We start from the raw sequence: 19,869 nt of genomic DNA on the forward strand, positions 1-19,869 counted from the left end.
TTGTAAAATTATATGACGTTTAAAATGATCCTGTAAAAAAAAAAAAAAAAATTGAGAAAAAATGCTATTCCTTTGGCATCAATATAACTATAGTGAGATGAGTATTCTAAAAATTTTTCAAGTTTTATTGATTTATTATCTCGTATAGATAAAGATAGGTGTTCCGAATGTTCTGAATTAAAGCCATTATACTTATCAATAATCACACTTAGTGTAGATAATTCAACTTCCTTAAGATCTAAATTTTCACTTACTAAAAAGGATTGTTCGTAAATTTTACCAACAAAAAACTTAAGCCGCCAATCACCATTATCATCTACTTTAAATTGGCTGTTTTTTAACAAAACACTTTTTAAGAATCTTATTTTTCCACTAATTTCTAAATTATTTAAACTATCAACCAAAGGATTATTATCTATCTTATACAATGTTAAAATTCTATGTGACATCATATTATCCACCTAAAAATTTAATAAACTCAACCGCACTTTTATCGGTTTGTCTTTAATGTACAATATTTTTCTATGTATTGCTAACAGTAGATCGGCTTTTTTATTGAAAAAAATTTCATTTGCTTAGGCAAAAGGATATTAGTCGCCACGGGAAAAATTTGTTACACTAAATTATTATTTATCAACCCTGTAAGGATTGTCCTTTGACTCACGATTTGACTGAAACATTTACCCTTGAACCGCAAGATAATGCGCGTTTACAAGCCTTGTGCGGCACTTTTGATGAAAATATCCAATTGATTGAAAAAGCATTTAATTTGTTGATTTCAAGACGAAATTTTACCTTTACGATCCAATCTCAAGAGGACGAGGCGAAACCGCATCATGCGCAATTATTGCAAAGTGCGGTCAAATTAATTCAAGTTTTGTATATGGAAACTGCCGTGGTGTGGGGCAAGGTGAAAGAATTGGATTTGGAAGATGTCCACATGGCGATTCAAGAAAGCCGAATGTTGTTGCAGGCGCATAACGAACGGGAAGAAAGCCGCGTTTATAGTGCCACGATTAAAACCAAGCGTGGTTTAATTAAGCCGCGCGGTAAAAATCAAATTGAATATTTGCACAATATTTTGACTCATGATATTAGCTTTGGAATTGGTCCGGCGGGAACCGGGAAAACCTTTTTAGCAGTTGCAGCAGCGGTTGAAGCGTTGGAAAAACAAGAAATTCGTCGTGTGTTGTTGACTCGTCCAGCGGTAGAGGCTGGGGAGAAATTGGGTTTTTTACCGGGCGATTTAGGGCAGAAAATTGAGCCTTATTTGCGTCCATTATATGATGCTTTGTTTGAAATGCTTGGTTTTGAAAAAGTACAAAAATTGATGGAGCGTAATGTCATTGAAATTGCGCCTTTGGCATATATGCGCGGACGGACGTTAAACGACAGTTTTATTATCTTGGATGAAAGTCAAAATACCACGGTAGAACAAATGAAAATGTTTCTTACCCGTATTGGTTTTAATTCCAAAGCAGTGATCACAGGCGATGTGACGCAAATTGATTTGCCTCGTAGCCAAAAATCCGGTTTGCGCCATGCGATGGAAGTGTTAGGAAATGTGCCGGAATTGAGCTTTAACTATTTTGATAGTCAAGATATTGTGCGCCATCCGGTGGTGGCGAAGGTTGTCCAAGCCTATGAACGTTGGGAGGCGGAAGATGAAATTCGCAAACAAAAACTAGCGGAAAAAAACGATTGGAAAAAGAAGAATAGTAAAAAGCATAATTAAATGAACCGAATAATTGGCTTATTCGGCTCATTTTCTTATCGTTTGTTTGCAGCTCTATCACCACAACGCGAACCATCTTTTGCTCGTTGCCAGTCATAATCACATTGACCGGCTTGTGCTAAAGAACTAATAGTACCTAATACAAATACAGCAAGTAAAAATGTAGCAATTTTTTTCATTTGATTTCCTTTTTTAAGATGATTTACGACAAATACTGGAGCCATATCTAGTGCCTCCGAGTAAGCATTCACAAGCTTCGCCATCTCGATCACCGTCAAGACGAGTATCACCTGTTCTTTCCATATATTCTTGTGCTTCTTGCTGTGTTGAAAAATCAGCACAACGAACTGCGTAAGAAGATACAGCAAATCCAGCAAATAAACATAAGATGATTAAATTTCTCATAGAATACTCCATACAATTTTATTACATAAATGAATATTTATTTGCATTGTATTCTTTTATGTTTCTTATTTCAAGAATAAAAATAAAGAAAATATGCATTTATAGAATATTCCTTAAAGTGTATAGATATGGCGAAATTTGTTCCAAGTGATATAGATCGATTGATCGGGCAGCGTATTCAAAAAAGACGTAAAGAATTGGGTTACACAGCGGAAAAACTGTCTGAATATGTAGATATTTCTCAACCGCAGTTTTCTCGCTATGAACGTGGCACTAACAAAATCAACGTGGCTCATCTCGTGGCGATTGCGACTTTTTTAAAAACACCAATCAGCTATTTCTTCTCCGATTGTATGGATAGTTTTGACTGGAGTGGGGATGAAGTAGATCGCGTTTGGGCGGGATTAACGCATTCACAAAAAAGCCATTTTGCGGCATTTTTGAAAGAATTGCAGAAACCTTGATAGGGGTTTTATCCCTGGTTGAAACTGTGCTAACATCAACCGCACTTTAGATTAAAATTAAATGATAAAATTATGAAAAACGTCATCATCGATCTACAAATCGCAAGTTCAGATCAAACTAATTTACCCACTCTTGAGCAATTTACCCTTTGGGCTACGCAGGCTGTACGTGCGGAGAGTATTGAGCCTGAAATTACTATTCGTATTGTAGATGAAGTGGAAAGCCATCAGTTAAATTTAACCTATCGTGGCAAAGATAAACCGACGAACGTGTTGTCGTTTCCGTTTGAATGTCCGGATGAAGTGGAATTAACGTTGTTGGGGGATTTGGTGATTTGTCGCCAAGTGGTGGAGCAAGAGGCACAGGAGCAAGGCAAACCGTTAATGGCGCATTGGGCGCATATGGCGGTGCATGGCTGTTTGCATTTACTTGGTTACGATCATATTGAAGATGCCGAAGCGGAAGAAATGGAAAGTTTGGAAACGGAAATTATGCTCGGTTTAGGTTTTGCGGATCCTTATCTCGCAGAAAAAGTATAATATCATGTCGCCACGCCAACTGACCTTTCTTGTGCAAGCGGATATTCGTCCATTTTGCCATCATCCTCATTTATTATGGGTGGGGATGACGAAGCCTGATGTGGCGGATTTTCAGCCTATGTTTTATCCTTTTTCACAAGCCCAAAATTTACTCGGGCAATCCTTTGGTCACATTGTTTTTGACGCTCGTGAAGGAATGGATTTAGCAGCGCTGGCGATCGTTTGCGGTACCTTAGTTGGCGGCGGAAGATTGTGGGTGCTGGTTCCTGCCTGGGAGGAATGGGAACCGCTGCCGGATCAGGACAGTTTGCGCTGGAGCGGTGAATCTTCTCCGATCGCTACGCCACATTTTGTAATGCGTTTGAAGCAATGTATTCGACAATATGGTTTTTCGGTGTTGAAGCCAAATGAGACAACAATAAGCGCGGTGGATTTTTCGCCGATTTTTGTGCCGACAACGGTACATCGTGCCACGCCGGAGCAGCAGGAAATTATCCGTCAGATTTTGTTGCAACAAAGCGAATTATATTTTTTGACCGCGAAACGTGGTCGTGGAAAATCCGCCTTATTGGGATTACTTGCCGATAAATTAATCGATCCGCTTTATCTTACTGCACCTAATAAAAATGCAGTGCATACCTTAAAGCAATTTTCCACTCAAATGCTGAATTTTATCGCGCCGGATAAGTTAGCCGCGCAATTGCAACGTGCGCCGCAACATTATCAGGATGCTTGGTTGTTGGTGGATGAAGCGGCGATGATCCCGTTGCCGCTGTTGGCGATTTTTGCGCAACACTTTAAACACGTAATTTTTAGCACCACGACGCACAGTTACGAAGGGACGGGGCGCGGTTTTTCTTTGAAATTTCAGCAAGAAATTGACCGCACTTTTACCCATTTTACCTTAACGCAACCGTTGCGCTGGGAACAAAACGATCCGATCGAGGCGTTTCTTGAAACCCTGTTATTGCTGGATATTGAGTCTCAATTTCCTGCCTTGCCCTATTTTCAACCCGCCAGTATCCACATCCGTCCTTATTTGCCGGCGGAGGTCGCCAAACAACCGGATGCGTTTTATGCGTTATTGACGCAAGCTCATTATCGTACCTCGCCTATTGATTTGCGACGTTTATTAGATGCGCCCAAGCAAGCATTTGTGATGGCAAAAGTGCAGGCGCAATTACTCGGTGGTATTTGGGCGGTGCATGAGGGCGGGATGCAAGATTCGGATCTGGTGGGGCAAATTCGTCGTGGGCAGCGGCGTCCAAAGGGCAATCTCGCGGCGCAGGTCTTGGCGTTTCAATGGGATTTAGCGGCAGCTTGCGAGCTGACCTCATTGCGTATTTCCCGCATTGCAGTGCAGCCGGCATGGCGACAAAAAACGCTGGGTCAGCAATTGGTGCATGCATTGCAAAAAACGACAGTAGATTTTTTATCGGTTAGCTTTGGTTATCATCCCAAGTTATGGGCATTTTGGCAAAAATGCGGCTTTGTGTTGGCGCATATTGGGGAGCATCAGGAAGCCAGTAGTGGGCATTATGCGGCGATTGCGCTTTATCCGTTGACGGCGGCGGGAGATGATTTTTGTCAAGTGGTTGCAGGGCAATTTCAACGTGATATGGCATTATCATTTCATCCGCTGGCGACGACATGGGATATTGCCTCTCCTGATTGGACGTTGCAGGCGGAAGATTGGCGATATTTGCAAAACTTTGCCAATTTTCACCGCACTTTAGTGGCGACAATTCCGTCGTTGAGACGTTTGGCGCGACATTATGAATTGGAAAATACCCCTTTGTTACAGGATTTTTTGCGTTATTCAGGGCAAAATCCATGTATCATGGGAAATATGGGGAAAAAAGATTGGTTAAAAAAAGTGCGGTTAGAAATTAAGGTCTTTTTGCAACAACTTAGCTATAGTGAAATTTAACGAACAAGGCTAATTATATTAGCGATTTACACTGTAAAAAGAGGGCGTATGACAAAACAAAAGAAGAGTTGGTTGAAACGACTTTGGCAAAAATACAATCAATTTTATGAAGAAGCCGGGCTGGAAGGGCGACATTGTGGTTGTATGCCGGTGGTTAGGGCAGATAAAAATGGTAATAAAATTCCGGATAAAGCGCCTGTTGAAATGAAAAACTGTGATGAGAATCACAAATTTCCAAATAAAGTTTAGCCGGTCAACTAAACTTCAGTTTACTTAATTATAACAACTCCATAAAATACGCCTACTTTATTTTTCTTAATATTGTAAGGCAAATGTATTTTTTATCCGTATGAGGTGTTTTTTATGTTGTGGTTTTTATTGTGTGTCGCAATTTTGCTGGTGGGATATTTTATTTACAGTAAGGTTGTGGAAAAAGTATTTGTAATCAATCCGGGGCGCGAAACGCCGGCGTATGCGCAACAAGATGGGGTTGATTATGTGCCAATGACCAAAAAGAAAATTTGGTTAATCCAGTTATTAAATATCGCTGGTACCGGTCCGATTTTTGGTCCTATTTTAGGAGCATTGTATGGACCGGTAGCGATGTTATGGATCGTTTTCGGTTGTATTTTTGCCGGCGCGGTACACGATTATTTAACCGGTATGTTAAGTATTCGTAACGGTGGGGCAAATATTCCTTATCTTGCGGGTAAATATCTTGGTCGTCCAGCGAAACATTTTATGAATGTATTCGCTATTTTGTTGTTATTATTAGTCGGTGTGGTATTCGTTGCGAGCCCGGCGTCACTTTTAACGAATATTACCAGTGATTTAATGTCTTCCGGTTCTGTGGGAGCGGCGGCAGTTAATGATGAAGCCGGTGCATCGGCAGGGACAATTTTAACTGTGTGGACAACCATTATCTTCGTTTACTACATTATTGCGACATTAGTTCCGATCGATAAAATTATTGGTCGTATTTATCCGTTCTTCGGTGCATTATTAATGTTTATGACCTTAGGCATGTTGTTCGGTTTATTATTCGAAGGGATCCCGCTTTTTAGAACTATCGGTACTGATATTGGTTTCTTAGACTTCTTTAAAAATATGCATCCGAATAATTTACCGATTTGGCCTTTATTGTTTATCACTATTGCTTGTGGGGCGATTTCCGGTTTCCATGCGACTCAATCTCCGTTAATGGCACGTTGTACTGAAAATGAAAAAGAAGGTCGATTTATTTTCTATGGAGCGATGATTGGTGAAGGTATAATTGCATTAATTTGGTGTATGGTCGGGTTAAGTTTCTATCCTGAACAGGCCTCTTTAGTAGAAGCATTAAAGGGGACGCCATCCAAAGTGGTTTATGACTCTGCGATTGGTATGTTAGGCTTATTTGGCGGTATCTTAGCGGTATTAGGGGTTGTGGTATTACCTATCACTTCTGGCGATACCGCATTCCGTGCGGCTCGCTTATTAATTGCCGATTTCTTAAAATTCGATCAACGTAATATTGGTAAACGTTTAATGATTGCCATACCGTTATTTGCAGTAGGTTTCTATGTTTCAACCATTGATTTCCAAATCTTATGGCGTTACTTCGGTTGGGCGAACCAAACCACAGCCATGATTACCTTATGGGTCGGGGCTGCTTATTTATTACGTACCGGTAAATTCCACTGGATTGCCACCATTCCGGCATTATTCATGACCGCAGTTTGCGCAACTTTCATATTAAATGCTCCAATTGGTTTTGGATTAAGCTATGATATTTCCGTATGGGGCGGTCTTGCTTGTACTGGTGTATGTGGCTTGTTATTCTTTGGATTACTTAAACCGGTAAAAACACCGGAAGAATTGGCATCACTGGAATAATCGATTCTTATTTCTAAGTCGTTTATTAAAAACCACTTACTTTTAACGTGTAAGTGGTTTTTGTTTTTCTGGATATATAGAAATATACATAACTTTACATTTCTTGGCGCTTAAACTGCTTGCAACTTGGTGAAACTAATAATAAACTTACGGAAAGTGGTGAAAAGTGGTATTTTGTGGTAAAAATAGAACGAAAATACCAATAAGTTAAAGCTCGTTTAATAATAGTTGGGTAACACTATGTTTCGCGGTGCATCAGCGGTTAATTTAGATTCAAAAGGAAGAGTGGCTATCCCAACCCGCTATCGTGCCGAGATTATGGAAAAAAATCAAGGCAATATGGTTTGCACCGTGGATATTCGCCAACCTTGCTTGTTACTTTACCCTTTGGATGAATGGGAAATGGTCGAGCAAAAATTATTACAGCTATCAAATTTTGATCCTCAACAACGTAGTTTACAACGGGTGATGTTAGGTTATGCCACCGAATGTGAATTGGATAGTGCAGGACGTATTTTGATAAGCAGTCTATTGCGCCAACACGCTAAGTTAGAAAAAGGGCTAATGTTGGTCGGACAATTAAATAAATTCGAGATCTGGAGCGAGATCGAATGGCAAACTCAAATTGAAAAAGACATGGCATTGGGTGCCAGTGGTCAATTTGCATTGTCGGAAGCATTAAATACGCTGTCGTTATAAGAGAAAGCATTGCTTTTTAAAGAAAAAAACAGCGGCACTAGCAAAGATAAACGGTGTACAATTGTGCACCGTGTTATCTTATCGAACGTTAAATTATCTTTTTATTTTGGGAAAAATGATGGTCATGCAAAATCCATTTTCTTCATCTGAACACATTACTGTTTTGCTAAACGAGGCGGTAGATGGGTTAATGTTGAAAGAAAAGGGGATTTATATTGACGGTACTTTTGGACGAGGTGGGCATTCCCGTTTGATTTTATCGAAATTGTCCGAAAACGGTCGTCTTATTGCCATTGATCGCGATCTTCAAGCCATCCGTGCCGCTCAGGCTATCCAAGATAAACGCTTTCATATTGAACACAATAGTTTCTCTGCTATTCCGGAAATTTGCACACAGCTTAATTTGGTTGGAAAAATTGATGGGATTTTGCTGGATCTTGGTGTATCTTCGCCGCAATTAGATGATGCAGAACGTGGTTTTAGTTTTATGAAAGACGGTCCGTTAGATATGCGTATGGATACTTCGCAAGGAATTTCCGCGACTGAATGGCTGCAACAGGTTTCGGAGCAAGATTTAGCTTGGGTACTGAAAACTTTCGGTGAAGAACGTTTTGCTAAACGTATTGCGCAAGCGATTGTGCAATATAATAAAAGTGCGGTGCAAAATGGCACGGATCCGCTAATTCGTACTTTGCAGTTAGCTGAATTGATTGCTCAATCAGTTCCCTTTAAGGATAAACATAAACATCCGGCAACCCGCAGTTTTCAAGCCATTCGTATTTATATTAATGCAGAGTTGGATGAACTTGAGCGAGTGTTACAAGGTGCTTTGAGTGTACTTGCGCCACAGGGGCGTTTATCGGTTATTAGTTTTCATTCTTTAGAAGATCGTATGGTGAAACATTTCATGCGTAAACAAAGCAAAGGAGAAAGTTTGCCGAAAGGATTACCTTTGCGTGAGGATCAAATTAATAAAAATCAGACCTTGAAAGTGATTGGTAAAGCGATTATGCCCACAGAAGAAGAAATGCAGGCAAATCCTCGTTCTAGAAGTGCGGTTTTGCGCGTAGCGGAGAGGATTTAAATGTTAACTACTTCAGAGCGTTACCCGCTGCAGCAGATTATTTTAGAGGATTTATTTTCAGCCAATAAGTTGTTGTTTTTATTGATGTTTTCTGTGTTATTGACTGCCTTTGGAACCATTTGGATCACTCATCAAACCCGAGGATTGATTGCTGAAAAAAATGAATTGGTTTTTCAGCAACAGGCGTTAGAAAATGAATTTCGCAATTTGAAATTGGAAGAGGCGACTCAAAGCGATAATACTCACATTGAATCTATCGCGACTGAAAAGTTAAAAATGAAAGGCATTGCCGCTGACAAAGAAGTGATTATTTTAGAGTAGGTTAAGGATAAATAATGGTTAATCAAAATAATAAAAAAATCTAAATAAAACAAGAAAATATCTTAACAATATTGAAGGTGCTAAACGCAATAAAAAGCCTGTCGTTTATGAAAAAAGTTTTTTAAAAGGGCGTTTTTATTGGGCGATTGCGGTGGTTTTAATGGGATTAAGCGCATTGATTGCGCGAGCGACTTATGTGCAAGTAGTGAATTCTGAGCCACTGATGAATGAAGCTGACAAACGTTCGTTGCGTACGCAAACGATTCTTTCTGTCCGCGGTTCAATTTTAGATCGTAATGGGCAATTATTATCCGTTAGTGTGCCAATGTATGCGGTGGTTGCCGATCCGAAGGTGATTTTTGATCAAAATTCGTTAAAAGATAAAGAACGTTGGACTGCTTTGGCGAAGGGATTAGGCATTTCTTATAACAATATGTTGAAAAATATTGAGAAAAATCCAAAATCGCGCTTTGTTTATTTGGCACGTCAAATTTCACCACAAATTGCAGATTATGTTAAAAAACTGAATTTGAAGGGAATTATACTTGAAGATGAAGCAAGACGTTTTTATCCGCAGGTAGAAAAAACGGCACACTTGATCGGCTATACCAATATCGACGGAGAAGGTATTGAGGGTATCGAAAAAAGTTTTAACTCCTTGTTGGTCGGTAAATCCGGTTCGCGTACCTTTCGTAAAGATAAATTCGGCAATGTGGTAGAAGATATTGCTAATATAAAAAAATATGATGCACATGATGTTACCTTGAGTATTGATGCAAAATTACAATCCATGGTGTATCGCGAAATTAAAACTGCGGTGGTGGAAAACCGTGCTGAGTCAGGAACTGCAGTATTGGTTGATATTCGTACTGGCGAAGTGTTGGCAATGGCAAATGCGCCTTCTTATAATCCGAATAACCGAGTGGGTGTAAAAGCCGAGTTAATGCGTAATCGTGCAATTACCGATACCTTTGAACCGGGGTCGACGGTCAAACCTTTCGTGATTTTGACCGCGCTTCAACGAGGAGCGGTTCGACGTGATGAAGTGATTAATACCGGACCTTTAGTTCTTAACGGACATGAGGTCAGGGATGTAGCACCGCGCGATAAACAAACACTCGATCAAATTCTGGAAAACTCCAGCAATCGTGGAGTAAGTCGTTTAGCGTTACGCATGCCTCCGAATGCCTTAATGGAGACTTATCAAGATGCCGGCTTGGGAAAGCCGACGGATTTAGGTTTAGTGGGGGAACAATCCGGATTATTAAATGCTAACCGTAAGCGTTGGGCGGATATTGAGCGAGCAAATGTTGCCTATGGTTATGGCATTACGGCAACTCCGTTGCAAATGGTACACGCTTATGCCACGTTAGGGAGTTTCGGTATTTACCGCCCATTGTCGATCACGAAAGTGGATCCGCCAGTGATTGGTAATCGAGTTTTTTCCGAGAAAATCACCCAGGATGTTGTGAATATGCTGGAAAAAGTGGCAATTAAAAACAAAAGAGCGATGGTAGAGGGCTATCGGGTTGGTATAAAAACTGGAACGGCGAAAAAGCTGGAAAACGGACGTTATGTAGATAAATATGTTGCGTATACCGTTGGAATTGCACCAATTTCAGACCCTCGCTATGCTTTAGTCGTGTTAATCAATGAACCGAAAGCGGGGAGCTATTACGGCGGGGCAATTTCGGCGCCGGTATTCTCTAATATTATGAGTTATGCCTTGCGCGCCAATAATATTATGCCGGATGCGGTTGAATCGGATAAAACCGCTAAAAGAACGGTTCGACTTAGTGATAAAAAAGAACAAAAAGTAAATTAAATCAAAAGAGTAAATTATGCAAAACCTCGCCACACTTTTTGGGGCAAATCTTCAATTGCCGGATATTGAGTTAACAGGTATGACCTTAGACAGCCGCTCTGTAAAGACTGGCTGTCTTTTTGTTGCCGTTAAAGGTCATCAAACCGACGGTCGTCAATATATTGCACAAGCCATCAAACAAGGAGCAAGTGCGGTCATTTTTGACGCTGATTTTGCACAGCAGCATTTGCAAATTTATGTTGAGCAAGGCGTTCCGTGCATTGCCTATTTTCAGCTATCATCCTCTCTTTCCGCCTTAGCCGATAAATTTTATCACGCACCATCAAAACGTTTGACTTTAGTAGGTGTGACCGGAACGAATGGAAAAACCACAGTGGCGCAATTGCTGGCGCAGTGGACGCAAATTTTAGGGCGTACTGGCGCAGTGATGGGGACAATTGGTAACGGGCTATTTGGCAAAACGACAGAAGCGGCAAATACGACAGGATCGGCGATTGAAATTCAATCTTCCTTAGATCAATTTATTTGTCAAGGTGCGGATTTTGCGGCTATTGAAGTATCGTCGCACGGGCTTGTACAACATCGGGTAGAAGCGCTTTCGTTTGCCGCAGCAATTTTTACCAATTTAAGCCGAGATCATCTTGATTACCATCATACAATAGAAGAATATGCCAATGCGAAAAAACGTTTATTTACCGAATTGTATACCAAGCAACAAATTATTAATGCTGATGACGACGTTGGCGTGCAATGGTTGGCACAATTGCCTAATGCTATTGCTGTCAGTTGCCATCCTGATTATCAGCCGACACAAAAAACATGGTTAAAATTGACCGCACTTTCTTTCACCAGCAAAGGTGCGAGCATTGAATTTACCTCAAGTTGGGGCAATGGTAAACTGGAAAGTCGCTTAATCGGGGCGTTTAATGTGAGTAATTTGCTGGTGGTGACTGCAACTTTATTGGCATTAGGTTATTCAGTCGAACAATTAACGTCAACCGTTTCCCAATTAAACGGAGTTTGCGGTCGTATGGAAATGATCACCGTGGCGCATAAACCGACGGTGATTGTGGATTATGCGCATACGCCGGACGCCTTGGAAAAAGCCTTAGCTGCTGCACGTCTTCATTGTCACGGAAAACTTTGGTGCATTTTCGGTTGTGGCGGCGACCGCGATAACGGTAAGCGTCCGCTCATGGCGCAAATTGCGGAAAAGCTGGCGGATCAGGTGATTGCCACTGATGATAACCCACGCACAGAAGATCCGGCTAAAATTATGGCAGATATTCGAGCCGGTTTTACCAACCTTGATCGGGTGCAGATTATTCACCAACGCGCAGAAGCGATTAAAACCGCGATTCAAAGTGCGGTGGAAAATGACGTGATTTTGATTGCCGGCAAAGGTCACGAAGATTATCAAATTATTGGAACGGAAAAGCACCATTTTTCCGATCAAGAAACAGCGAAGAGCTATTTGTCATGATTATATTAACAACAAAAAAGCTTGCCGAGATCCTCAACGGGCAGTTAGTAGGTGATGCGGCAATGACGGTTGAAAATGTTAGCTCTGACACCCGTCAATATACGCCAAATGGATTATTTTTTGCTTTAAAAGGCGAGAAATTTGATGGGCATAATTATTTGAACAACGCCGTTGAGCAAGGCTGTGTAGCAGTCGTGGTTGATCGCCAATGCGACATTAACGTGCCACAAATTGTGGTTGCCGATACAAAGCTTGCTTTGGGAAAATTGGCAAAATGGCTAAAAGCGCATTTACATCCTAAAACTGTGGCAATAACCGGATCTTCCGGTAAAACAACGGTAAAAGAGATGACCGCGGCGATTTTGCAAAAAAGTGCGGTCAAATTTGATGCGGTTTTATTTACCAACGGGAATTTTAACAATGATATTGGTGTGCCATTGACATTATTACGTCTTGATCCGCGCCATCAATTTGCGGTGATTGAGTTGGGGGCGAATCATATTGGTGAAATTGCTTATACGACGGATTTAGTGCGACCGGATGTAGCGCTGGTTAATAATATTGCCGCAGCACATTTGGAAGGCTTTGGGTCTATTGATGGTGTAGTGAAAGCGAAAGGCGAGATTTATCGCGGCTTAGTGGATGATGGCATGGCTGTGATTAATTTGGATTGTCACTATTTGGATCGTTGGCGATCGGAAATCGGCTGTCATCAAGTGCGGTCATTTTCTGTGACAAATTCGCAAGCGGATTATTATGCCGATCAGGTACAAATGACGGAAAATGGTGCGACTTTTTTGCTTTGCACACCGCAAGGTAATATTGAAGTACATTCGGCATACTTGGGGCAACATAATATTAGTAATGCTTTGGCAGCGGCAGCATTGGCAATGAATGTGGGGGCAAATTTACAACAAGTGAAGCAAGGGTTGGAGCAAAAATCGCAGGTTGAAGGGCGTTTATTTCCAATGCAAGTAGATGAAAACCTGTTGTTATTGGATGACACCTATAATGCCAATGTGAACTCGCTGCAGGCGGCGATTCGCGTTTTGCAAAAATATTCAGCATTTCGCATTTTAGTTGTTGGAGATATGGCGGAATTAGGCGAGAATACTCGGTCTTGTCATCAAGAAGTGGCGGATTTTGCCAAAAGTGCCGAATTGGAGTTAGTGGTTAGCTTTGGCGAAGAAAGTGCGGTGATTTCCCATGTTGCTCATGGAATACATTTTTCAGATAAAAACACATTAGCTGATTATCTTAAAAATATTATTGAACAAAAATTAAAAGAAAATCAGAAAGTTGTTTTATTGGCAAAAGGATCACGTCGAATGAAGATGGAAGATGTGATTCATTCATTAAAGGATCATTTTGTATGTTAGTTTGGCTCGCTGAATATTTACAACAATTTTATAGCGGATTTAATGTTATTTCTTATATCACTATGCGTGCGGCAATGGCGTTATTTACCGCGCTTTTATTGTCGTTGTGGATTGGTCCTAAGGTCATTCGTCGGTTACAAATTTTGAAATTCGGTCAAGAAGTGCGTAATGATGGACCGGAAAGCCATTTAAGTAAACGCGGTACGCCAACCATGGGGGGGATTATGATTTTAATCTCAATCGGTGTTAGCACGTTGTTATGGGTAAATTTGACCAATCCTTATGTATGGTTCAGTTTATTTGTGCTGTTTGGTTATGGTGCAGTGGGCTTTATTGATGATTATCGCAAAATTACGCGCAAAAATACCGACGGATTAATTGCCCGTTGGAAATATTTTTGGCTATCAGCTATCGCGTTAGTGGCGGTTTTTGGTATGTATGCGGTGGGCAAAGATACGGAAGCGACAAAATTAGTGGTTCCTTTTTTCAAAGATGTGATGCCGCAATTGGGCTTATTCTATATTATTTTGGCGTATTTCGTGATTGTCGGAACCGGTAACGCGGTAAATTTAACGGATGGTTTAGACGGTCTTGCCATTATGCCGACGGTATTTGTTGCCGGAGCATTTGCGCTGATTGCTTGGGCGACCGGTAATATTGAGTGGTCAAAATATCTTTATATTCCATACATTAAACATACTTCCGAGTTAGTGGTATTTTGTACTGCTATTGTCGGCGCTGGATTGGGTTTTCTTTGGTTTAACACCTATCCGGCACAAGTATTTATGGGTGATGTCGGTTCCCTTGCTCTAGGCGGTGCACTGGGCGTTGTGGCGGTATTGGTGCGTCAAGAGTTTTTATTGGTGATTATGGGCGGGGTGTTTGTGATGGAAGCTGTCTCTGTAATTTTGCAGGTGGGTTCTTATAAATTACGCAAGCAACGCATTTTCCGAATGGCACCAATTCACCATCACTTTGAATTAAAAGGTTGGCCGGAACCACGCGTGATTATTCGCTTTTGGATTATCTCGTTGATGTTGGTATTGCTAGGCTTGATGACTTTAAAATTACGTTAATATGCGGTTGGAAATAGGATGAAAATGCCTTATCAAGATAAAAAAGTAACGGTGATCGGTTTGGGGAAAACAGGGCTTTCTTGTGTGGATTTTTTGCTTAAACAGGGAGCGAATATTCGCGTGATCGATACGCGCACTAATCCGCCCGGTGCGGATCAATTAGTGCACAAAGCCGAGATTCCGCTACATACCGGCGGGTTGAATATGGATTGGCTATTGGATAGCGATATTATCGTGATAAGTCCGGGATTGGCGGTTAAAACACCGGAAATTCAGACCGCACTCCAAGCCGGAGTTGAAGTCATTGGCGATATTGAGTTATTTTGTCGCGCAGCAAGCAAGCCGATTGTCGCAATTACCGGCTCGAACGGAAAAAGCACGGTGACGACGCTGGTGACAGAAATGGCAAAAGCGGGCGGCTTGAACGTGGGCATGGGCGGTAATATTGGCATTCCGGCGTTGTCCTTGTTGGATGAAGATTATGATCTTTATGTATTGGAGTTATCCAGCTTCCAATTAGAAACCACCGATAGTTTGTACGCCGCCGCCGCGACAGTGTTGAATGTGACAGAAGATCATATGAATCGCTATGTGGATTTGGAAGATTATCGTCAAGCCAAACTTAAAATTTATCAGCATTGCCAAACCGCAGTGGTGAATGCAGAAGATCGATTAACGTGCGAAGATGGACAACAAAGCGCGCAGTACCAAGTAAGTTTTGCAGAACGTCAGGCGGATTATTGGTTAAAAACTGAAGATGGTAAGCAATATTTGATGGCGGGTGAGCAGGTGATTTTGCCTTGTGATCAAATTAAGTTGAGCGGGCGACATAATTACATGAATGCACTGGCGTCTATTGCCTTGGCTCAAGCGGTGGGGGTTAACTTAGCCGGAATTCAGACCGCACTTTCGACGTTCAGCGGTTTGGATCACCGTTTTCAATTAGCCCATTTGGCTCATGGTGTGCGTTGGGTTAATGATTCTAAAGCCACCAATGTCGGTAGTACTGTGGCGGCATTAACCGGTTTATTTCTAGATGGAAACTTACATTTATTATTGGGCGGTGATGGTAAAGGGGCGGATTTTTCAGAATTAAAAACCCTGATTAATCAACCACATATTTATTGCTACTGCTTTGGACAGGATGGTCAACAATTAGCGGCGCTATCGACACAAAGTCAATTGTTTGACACAATGGAACAGGCAATGAACGCGTTGAGTCAACAAGTGAAAGCGGGTGATATGGTATTGCTTTCGCCGGCTTGTGCCAGTTTAGATCAATTTAGTTCGTTTGAAAAACGGGGCGAAGAATTTACTCGATTGGCGAAATTATTGGGATGAGGAATGGAATTTTTAGATAAAGTTAAGCGGCTGTATGAGCAAAATGCGACAATTACTCCTAACAATTTGTTATATGATCGGGCGCTGTTGTGGCTGTTTATTACCTTGTTATTTATCGGCTTGATTGCGGTATCTTCCGCGTCAATTCCTGTAGGAACAAGATTATTTAATGATTCTTTTTATTTTGCCAAACGCGATGCGGTTTATGTGGTATTGTCGATTTTTGCTTGCTATTTTTTCGTGCAGGTGCCGATGGATATGTGGGAAAAATGGCACGCCCGCCTGTTTTGGATTGCATTGATTTTATTGGTATTAGTGCTTGTTCCCGGTATTGGATCGAAGATTAACGGGGCGAGACGTTGGATTAATTTGGTAGTTTTTAATTTCCAGCCGGCAGAATTTGCTAAGTTAGCCTTAACCTGTTTTTTAGCCAGTTATTTTACCCGTCGTTATGACGAAGTGCGCAGTAAAAAACTCAGTGCATTTAAACCGCTCTTAGTGATGGGAACCTTAGGCTTTTTCATTCTTTTGCAACCGGATTTGGGAAGTACGGTGGTACTTTTCATTATTACGTTCAGCTTATTGTTTATCGTCGGCGCCAATTTCTGGCAATTCGTTGCGCTAGGTGGCTTGGGGATTTTATTGTTGCTTTGGTTGGCAATTTCGTCGGCATACCGTTTAAAACGCTTAACCGGTTTTATGGATCCTTTCAAAGACCCTTACGGTACCGGCTTTCAGCTATCAAATTCCCTGATGGCGTTCGGGCGCGGTGAGTTTAGTGGCGAGGGCTTGGGGAATTCCATTCAAAAATTAGAATATTTACCGGAAGCGCATACAGACTTCGTGATGGCAGTGGTCGGTGAGGAATTTGGCTTTATCGGCGTATTTGTGGTAATTGTACTACTTGCATTATTGATTTTTAGAGCAATGAAAATCGGGCGCGAATCGCTACAACTGGAACAGCGCTTTAAGGGATTTTTTGCCTTTGGCATTAGCTTTTGGATTTTTTTCCAAGGATTTGTGAATTTGGGCATGGCGCTCGGCTTGCTGCCGACTAAAGGGTTGACCTTTCCTTTGGTCAGTTATGGCGGTTCAAGTTTAATTATTATGGCAATTAGCATTGGGGTTTTATTGCGTATCGATCACGAAAACCGTTTGATGCGAGGTGGACAGGCCCGTTTGCGTGACGATTAAGATATTGGGGATAACTAGTGACAGAAAAAGCAAAACGATTATTAGTAATGGCGGGCGGTACCGGTGGACATGTTTTTCCGGCGATTGCCGTGGCGCAATATTTGCAAAAACAAGGTTGGGAAATTTGTTGGTTGGGAACCAAAGATCGTATGGAAGCCGCATTAGTGCCGAAGCACAATATTCCCATTGAGTTTATTCAAATTTCAGGGCTACGCGGTAAAGGCGTTAAGGCGTTATTGAAAGCGCCTTTTGCTGTTTTACGTGCGGTATTACAAGCGCGTAAAATTATTCAGCGTTACCGGCCTAATGCGGTATTAGGTATGGGAGGGTATGTTTCCGGACCGGGCGGATTAGCCGCGAAATTATGTGGTGTTCCGATTGTTTTACATGAACAAAATGCTGTGGCAGGATTGACTAATAATTGGTTGGCGAAAATTGCGACCCGCGTGTTACAAGCCTTTCCAAGTGCATTTCCAAATGCGGAAGTGGTAGGAAATCCGGTAAGAGAAGATTTATTTTTAACACCAGATCCAAAAACGCGTTTTGCGTCGCGTTCGGGCAAATTGAAAGTGTTGGTGGTGGGCGGTAGCCAAGGGGCGAGAGTGCTGAATTTGGTGATGCCGGAAGTAGTGAATGCATTAGGCGATCAATTAGAAGTTCGTCACCAAGTGGGTGCAGGATCAGTGGAAAAAATCACCGCACTTTATGCTGCGGATGCAGATGTACAACTCCTTGAGTTTATTGATAATATGGCAGAGTCCTATAGCTGGGCGGATGTTGTGATTTGTCGTTCCGGCGCCTTGACGGTTTGTGAATTGGCGGCGGTTGGAACACCGGCGATTTTTGTTCCGTTTCAACATAAAGATAAGCAACAATATTTAAATGCCAAATATTTGGCAGATGTTGAGGCGGCGTATATTATTGAACAAGCTGATTTAACTGCACAAGCCTTGATAACCTTATTACAGCAGTTAGATCGTGACAAATTATTGAATATGGCAGTGAATGCGAAGTCCATGTCCGCTCCGTTGGCGGCAAAACGTGTCGCTGATGTGATCTCTGAAGTGGCGAGATAAGGATAAGAATATGCAAGATTTTAGACAGCGCGTAAGACAAACCGTGCCGGAAATGCGTCGGGTACGTCAAATTCATTTTGTCGGTATTGGCGGTGCAGGTATGGGCGGTATTGCGGAAGTGTTATTAAATGAGGGGTATTTGATTAGCGGTTCGGATATCGCAGAAAGTGCGGTCACAAATCGATTGATTTCTTTAGGCGCCAAGATTTATTTTTCTCATCAAGCCGGTAATATTGAAGGTGCGAGTGTGGTAGTGGTGTCCAGTGCAATTAAGCCGGACAATTTGGAAGTTTTAGCGGCGCAAGAAAGACGTATTCCCGTGATCCAACGAGCGCAAATGTTGGCGGAGATAATGCGTTTTCGTCATGGAATTGCAGTTGCGGGAACTCATGGAAAAACTACCACAACGGCAATGATTTCAATGATTTATGCACAGGCTAAGCTGGATCCGACCTTTGTGAATGGTGGATTGGTAAAATCTGCCGGCACTAATGCCCATTTGGGCTGTAGTCGTTATTTAATTGCAGAAGCTGACGAAAGTGATGCGTCTTTTTTGCATTTGCAGCCAATGGTTTCGGTAATCACTAATATTGAACCGGATCATATGGACACTTATCATGGTGATTTTGAGGAAATGAAACAGACTTATGTAAATTTCTTACATAATTTACCGTTTTATGGTTTGGCAGTGATGTGCGTTGATGATCCGGTGTTGAATCAATTAATTCCGAAAGTCGCTCGTCAGGTGATCACTTACGGATTTAGCGAGCATGCGGATTATCGCATTGAAGATTATCAACAAACCGGTTTCCAAGGGCATTATACCGTGATGACACCAAGCGGTCAGCGGATAGACGTATTGCTTAATGTTCCGGGCAAACATAATGCCTTAAATGCGACAGCGGCGTTAGCAGTGGCGAAAGAAGAGGGCATTGATGACGAGGCGATTTTAGCGGCATTAGCGGATTTCCAAGGGGCGGGACGTCGTTTTGATCCGTTGGGACAATTTATTCGACCAAATGGTAAAGTGATGTTGGTAGATGATTACGGTCACCATCCGACAGAAGTGGGTGTTACCATTCAGGCGGCGCGTCAAGGTTGGGAAAATAAACGTGTTGTGATGATTTTTCAACCGCATCGCTATTCTCGTACACGCGATTTGTTTGATGACTTTGTGCAAGTCTTATCTCAAGTGGACGTGCTGATTATGTTGGAAGTTTATGCGGCGGGTGAAGCACCAATTCCGGGGGCGGATAGTCGTTCGTTAAGTCGTTCTATTCGTAACTTAGGTAAAGTGGATCCGATTTTTGTGGCGAATCATGAGCAGTTGCCGGAAATCTTGGATCAGGTTATTCAAGACGGAGATTTAATTTTGGCGCAAGGGGCGGGCAATGTGAGCAAACTTTCTCGTCAATTGACCGAACGTTGGACGAATGAATAAA

Annotated in this window: 20 protein-coding genes; 17 read left to right on the forward strand and 3 right to left on the reverse strand. The window is 41.8% G+C overall.

Features of this window, described 5'->3' with window-relative positions; translation table 11 throughout:
- Positions 1 to 8: 8 nt before the first annotated feature.
- Positions 9 to 452, reverse strand: a complete 444-nt coding sequence (locus tag CFY87_RS12280) for a hypothetical protein (RefSeq protein WP_236757382.1) — start codon at positions 450 to 452, stop codon at positions 9 to 11.
- Between the two features lie 203 nt (positions 453 to 655).
- Between CFY87_RS12280 and CFY87_RS07155 the strand changes: the two genes are divergently transcribed.
- Positions 656 to 1,735, forward strand: a complete 1,080-nt coding sequence (locus tag CFY87_RS07155; RefSeq protein WP_094946535.1) for a PhoH family protein — start codon at positions 656 to 658, stop codon at positions 1,733 to 1,735.
- 35 nt (positions 1,736 to 1,770) lie between these two features.
- On the opposite strand, the gene CFY87_RS11795 is transcribed toward CFY87_RS07155, so the two are convergent.
- Both CFY87_RS11795 and CFY87_RS07160 read right to left on the reverse strand, forming a co-directional pair.
- Entirely contained in the window at positions 1,771 to 1,914 is a 144-nt protein-coding gene (locus CFY87_RS11795) for a hypothetical protein (RefSeq protein ID WP_169711610.1), read from the reverse strand.
- A gap of 13 nt (positions 1,915 to 1,927) precedes the next feature.
- A complete protein-coding gene (locus CFY87_RS07160) occupies positions 1,928 to 2,140 on the reverse strand; it encodes an excalibur calcium-binding domain-containing protein (RefSeq protein WP_094946536.1) in 213 nt (70 codons plus the stop codon).
- A gap of 128 nt (positions 2,141 to 2,268) precedes the next feature.
- On the opposite strand from CFY87_RS07160, the gene CFY87_RS07165 reads away from it, so the two are divergent.
- The 16 genes from CFY87_RS07165 (at position 2,269) to murC (ending at position 19,868) form a co-directional block, all read left to right on the forward strand.
- The gene (locus CFY87_RS07165; RefSeq protein ID WP_094946537.1) at positions 2,269 to 2,604 is read left to right on the forward strand and encodes a helix-turn-helix domain-containing protein; all 336 of its coding nucleotides are present in this window, start codon (positions 2,269 to 2,271) and stop codon (positions 2,602 to 2,604) included.
- Between the two features lie 72 nt (positions 2,605 to 2,676).
- Positions 2,677 to 3,144, forward strand: coding sequence for an rRNA maturation RNase YbeY (ybeY, locus tag CFY87_RS07170; RefSeq protein ID WP_094946538.1), 468 nt, complete (start codon positions 2,677 to 2,679; stop codon positions 3,142 to 3,144).
- Between the two features lie 4 nt (positions 3,145 to 3,148).
- The gene (locus CFY87_RS07175; RefSeq protein ID WP_169711611.1) at positions 3,149 to 5,074 is read left to right on the forward strand and encodes a tRNA(Met) cytidine acetyltransferase TmcA; all 1,926 of its coding nucleotides are present in this window, start codon (positions 3,149 to 3,151) and stop codon (positions 5,072 to 5,074) included.
- A 48-nt stretch (positions 5,075 to 5,122) separates the two neighbouring features.
- The gene (locus CFY87_RS07180) at positions 5,123 to 5,323 is read left to right on the forward strand and encodes a DUF5363 family protein (protein ID WP_094946539.1); all 201 of its coding nucleotides are present in this window, start codon (positions 5,123 to 5,125) and stop codon (positions 5,321 to 5,323) included.
- A 114-nt stretch (positions 5,324 to 5,437) separates the two neighbouring features.
- Entirely contained in the window at positions 5,438 to 6,949 is a 1,512-nt protein-coding gene (locus tag CFY87_RS07185; RefSeq protein ID WP_094946540.1) for a carbon starvation CstA family protein, read from the forward strand.
- Positions 6,950 to 7,189: 240 nt separating this feature from the next.
- Positions 7,190 to 7,648 carry a division/cell wall cluster transcriptional repressor MraZ gene (gene mraZ, locus CFY87_RS07190; RefSeq protein ID WP_094946541.1) on the forward strand — a complete coding sequence of 153 codons (459 nt, stop codon included), beginning with the start codon at positions 7,190 to 7,192 and terminating at the stop codon, positions 7,646 to 7,648.
- A 118-nt stretch (positions 7,649 to 7,766) separates the two neighbouring features.
- On the forward strand, positions 7,767 to 8,732 hold the full coding sequence (gene rsmH / locus CFY87_RS07195; RefSeq protein ID WP_094946542.1) for a 16S rRNA (cytosine(1402)-N(4))-methyltransferase RsmH: 966 nt from the start codon (positions 7,767 to 7,769) through the stop codon (positions 8,730 to 8,732).
- Positions 8,733 to 9,053 carry a cell division protein FtsL gene (ftsL, locus tag CFY87_RS07200; RefSeq protein ID WP_094946543.1) on the forward strand — a complete coding sequence of 107 codons (321 nt, stop codon included), beginning with the start codon at positions 8,733 to 8,735 and terminating at the stop codon, positions 9,051 to 9,053. It abuts the gene before it with no gap.
- Between the two features lie 70 nt (positions 9,054 to 9,123).
- Positions 9,124 to 10,878 carry a peptidoglycan glycosyltransferase FtsI gene (gene ftsI / locus CFY87_RS07205; protein ID WP_094946544.1) on the forward strand — a complete coding sequence of 585 codons (1,755 nt, stop codon included), beginning with the start codon at positions 9,124 to 9,126 and terminating at the stop codon, positions 10,876 to 10,878.
- A 16-nt stretch (positions 10,879 to 10,894) separates the two neighbouring features.
- The gene (gene murE, locus CFY87_RS07210; RefSeq protein WP_094946545.1) at positions 10,895 to 12,361 is read left to right on the forward strand and encodes a UDP-N-acetylmuramoyl-L-alanyl-D-glutamate--2,6-diaminopimelate ligase; all 1,467 of its coding nucleotides are present in this window, start codon (positions 10,895 to 10,897) and stop codon (positions 12,359 to 12,361) included.
- Positions 12,358 to 13,740 carry a UDP-N-acetylmuramoyl-tripeptide--D-alanyl-D-alanine ligase gene (murF, locus tag CFY87_RS07215; protein WP_094946546.1) on the forward strand — a complete coding sequence of 461 codons (1,383 nt, stop codon included), beginning with the start codon at positions 12,358 to 12,360 and terminating at the stop codon, positions 13,738 to 13,740. Before murE ends, murF begins: the two co-directional genes overlap by 4 nt.
- Positions 13,734 to 14,816 carry a phospho-N-acetylmuramoyl-pentapeptide-transferase gene (mraY, locus tag CFY87_RS07220; protein WP_094946547.1) on the forward strand — a complete coding sequence of 361 codons (1,083 nt, stop codon included), beginning with the start codon at positions 13,734 to 13,736 and terminating at the stop codon, positions 14,814 to 14,816. Before murF ends, mraY begins: the two co-directional genes overlap by 7 nt.
- Positions 14,817 to 14,840: 24 nt before the next feature.
- A complete protein-coding gene (murD, locus tag CFY87_RS07225) occupies positions 14,841 to 16,157 on the forward strand; it encodes a UDP-N-acetylmuramoyl-L-alanine--D-glutamate ligase (protein WP_094946606.1) in 1,317 nt (438 codons plus the stop codon).
- A gap of 3 nt (positions 16,158 to 16,160) precedes the next feature.
- A complete protein-coding gene (gene ftsW / locus CFY87_RS07230; RefSeq protein ID WP_094946548.1) occupies positions 16,161 to 17,351 on the forward strand; it encodes a putative lipid II flippase FtsW in 1,191 nt (396 codons plus the stop codon).
- Positions 17,352 to 17,368: 17 nt separating this feature from the next.
- Positions 17,369 to 18,427 carry an undecaprenyldiphospho-muramoylpentapeptide beta-N-acetylglucosaminyltransferase gene (gene murG, locus CFY87_RS07235; RefSeq protein WP_094946549.1) on the forward strand — a complete coding sequence of 353 codons (1,059 nt, stop codon included), beginning with the start codon at positions 17,369 to 17,371 and terminating at the stop codon, positions 18,425 to 18,427.
- Positions 18,428 to 18,437: 10 nt separating this feature from the next.
- Positions 18,438 to 19,868, forward strand: coding sequence for a UDP-N-acetylmuramate--L-alanine ligase (murC, locus tag CFY87_RS07240; RefSeq protein WP_094946550.1), 1,431 nt, complete (start codon positions 18,438 to 18,440; stop codon positions 19,866 to 19,868).
- The last annotated feature ends 1 nt before the right edge of the window (position 19,869 follow it).

It is taken from the genome of Actinobacillus seminis (assembly GCF_002263215.1).
Lineage (GTDB): Bacteria > Pseudomonadota > Gammaproteobacteria > Enterobacterales > Pasteurellaceae > Actinobacillus_B > Actinobacillus_B seminis.

Excerpts from the sequence above, each read along its gene's own strand:
- CFY87_RS12280 (WP_236757382.1), bottom strand. The coding sequence starts at position 452 with ATGATGTCACATAGAATTTTAACATTGTATAAGATAGATAATAATCCT.
- CFY87_RS11795 (WP_169711610.1), bottom strand. The coding sequence starts at position 1,914 with ATGAAAAAAATTGCTACATTTTTACTTGCTGTATTTGTATTAGGTACT.
- CFY87_RS07160 (WP_094946536.1), bottom strand. The coding sequence starts at position 2,140 with ATGAGAAATTTAATCATCTTATGTTTATTTGCTGGATTTGCTGTATCT.
- CFY87_RS07165 (WP_094946537.1), top strand. The coding sequence starts at position 2,269 with ATGGCGAAATTTGTTCCAAGTGATATAGATCGATTGATCGGGCAGCGT.
- ybeY (WP_094946538.1), top strand. The coding sequence starts at position 2,677 with ATGAAAAACGTCATCATCGATCTACAAATCGCAAGTTCAGATCAAACT.
- CFY87_RS07175 (WP_169711611.1), top strand. The coding sequence starts at position 3,149 with ATGTCGCCACGCCAACTGACCTTTCTTGTGCAAGCGGATATTCGTCCA.
- CFY87_RS07180 (WP_094946539.1), top strand. The coding sequence starts at position 5,123 with ATGACAAAACAAAAGAAGAGTTGGTTGAAACGACTTTGGCAAAAATAC.
- CFY87_RS07185 (WP_094946540.1), top strand. The coding sequence starts at position 5,438 with ATGTTGTGGTTTTTATTGTGTGTCGCAATTTTGCTGGTGGGATATTTT.
- mraZ (WP_094946541.1), top strand. The coding sequence starts at position 7,190 with ATGTTTCGCGGTGCATCAGCGGTTAATTTAGATTCAAAAGGAAGAGTG.
- rsmH (WP_094946542.1), top strand. The coding sequence starts at position 7,767 with ATGGTCATGCAAAATCCATTTTCTTCATCTGAACACATTACTGTTTTG.
- ftsL (WP_094946543.1), top strand. The coding sequence starts at position 8,733 with ATGTTAACTACTTCAGAGCGTTACCCGCTGCAGCAGATTATTTTAGAG.
- murE (WP_094946545.1), top strand. The coding sequence starts at position 10,895 with ATGCAAAACCTCGCCACACTTTTTGGGGCAAATCTTCAATTGCCGGAT.
- murF (WP_094946546.1), top strand. The coding sequence starts at position 12,358 with ATGATTATATTAACAACAAAAAAGCTTGCCGAGATCCTCAACGGGCAG.
- mraY (WP_094946547.1), top strand. The coding sequence starts at position 13,734 with ATGTTAGTTTGGCTCGCTGAATATTTACAACAATTTTATAGCGGATTT.
- murD (WP_094946606.1), top strand. The coding sequence starts at position 14,841 with ATGCCTTATCAAGATAAAAAAGTAACGGTGATCGGTTTGGGGAAAACA.
- ftsW (WP_094946548.1), top strand. The coding sequence starts at position 16,161 with ATGGAATTTTTAGATAAAGTTAAGCGGCTGTATGAGCAAAATGCGACA.
- murC (WP_094946550.1), top strand. The coding sequence starts at position 18,438 with ATGCAAGATTTTAGACAGCGCGTAAGACAAACCGTGCCGGAAATGCGT.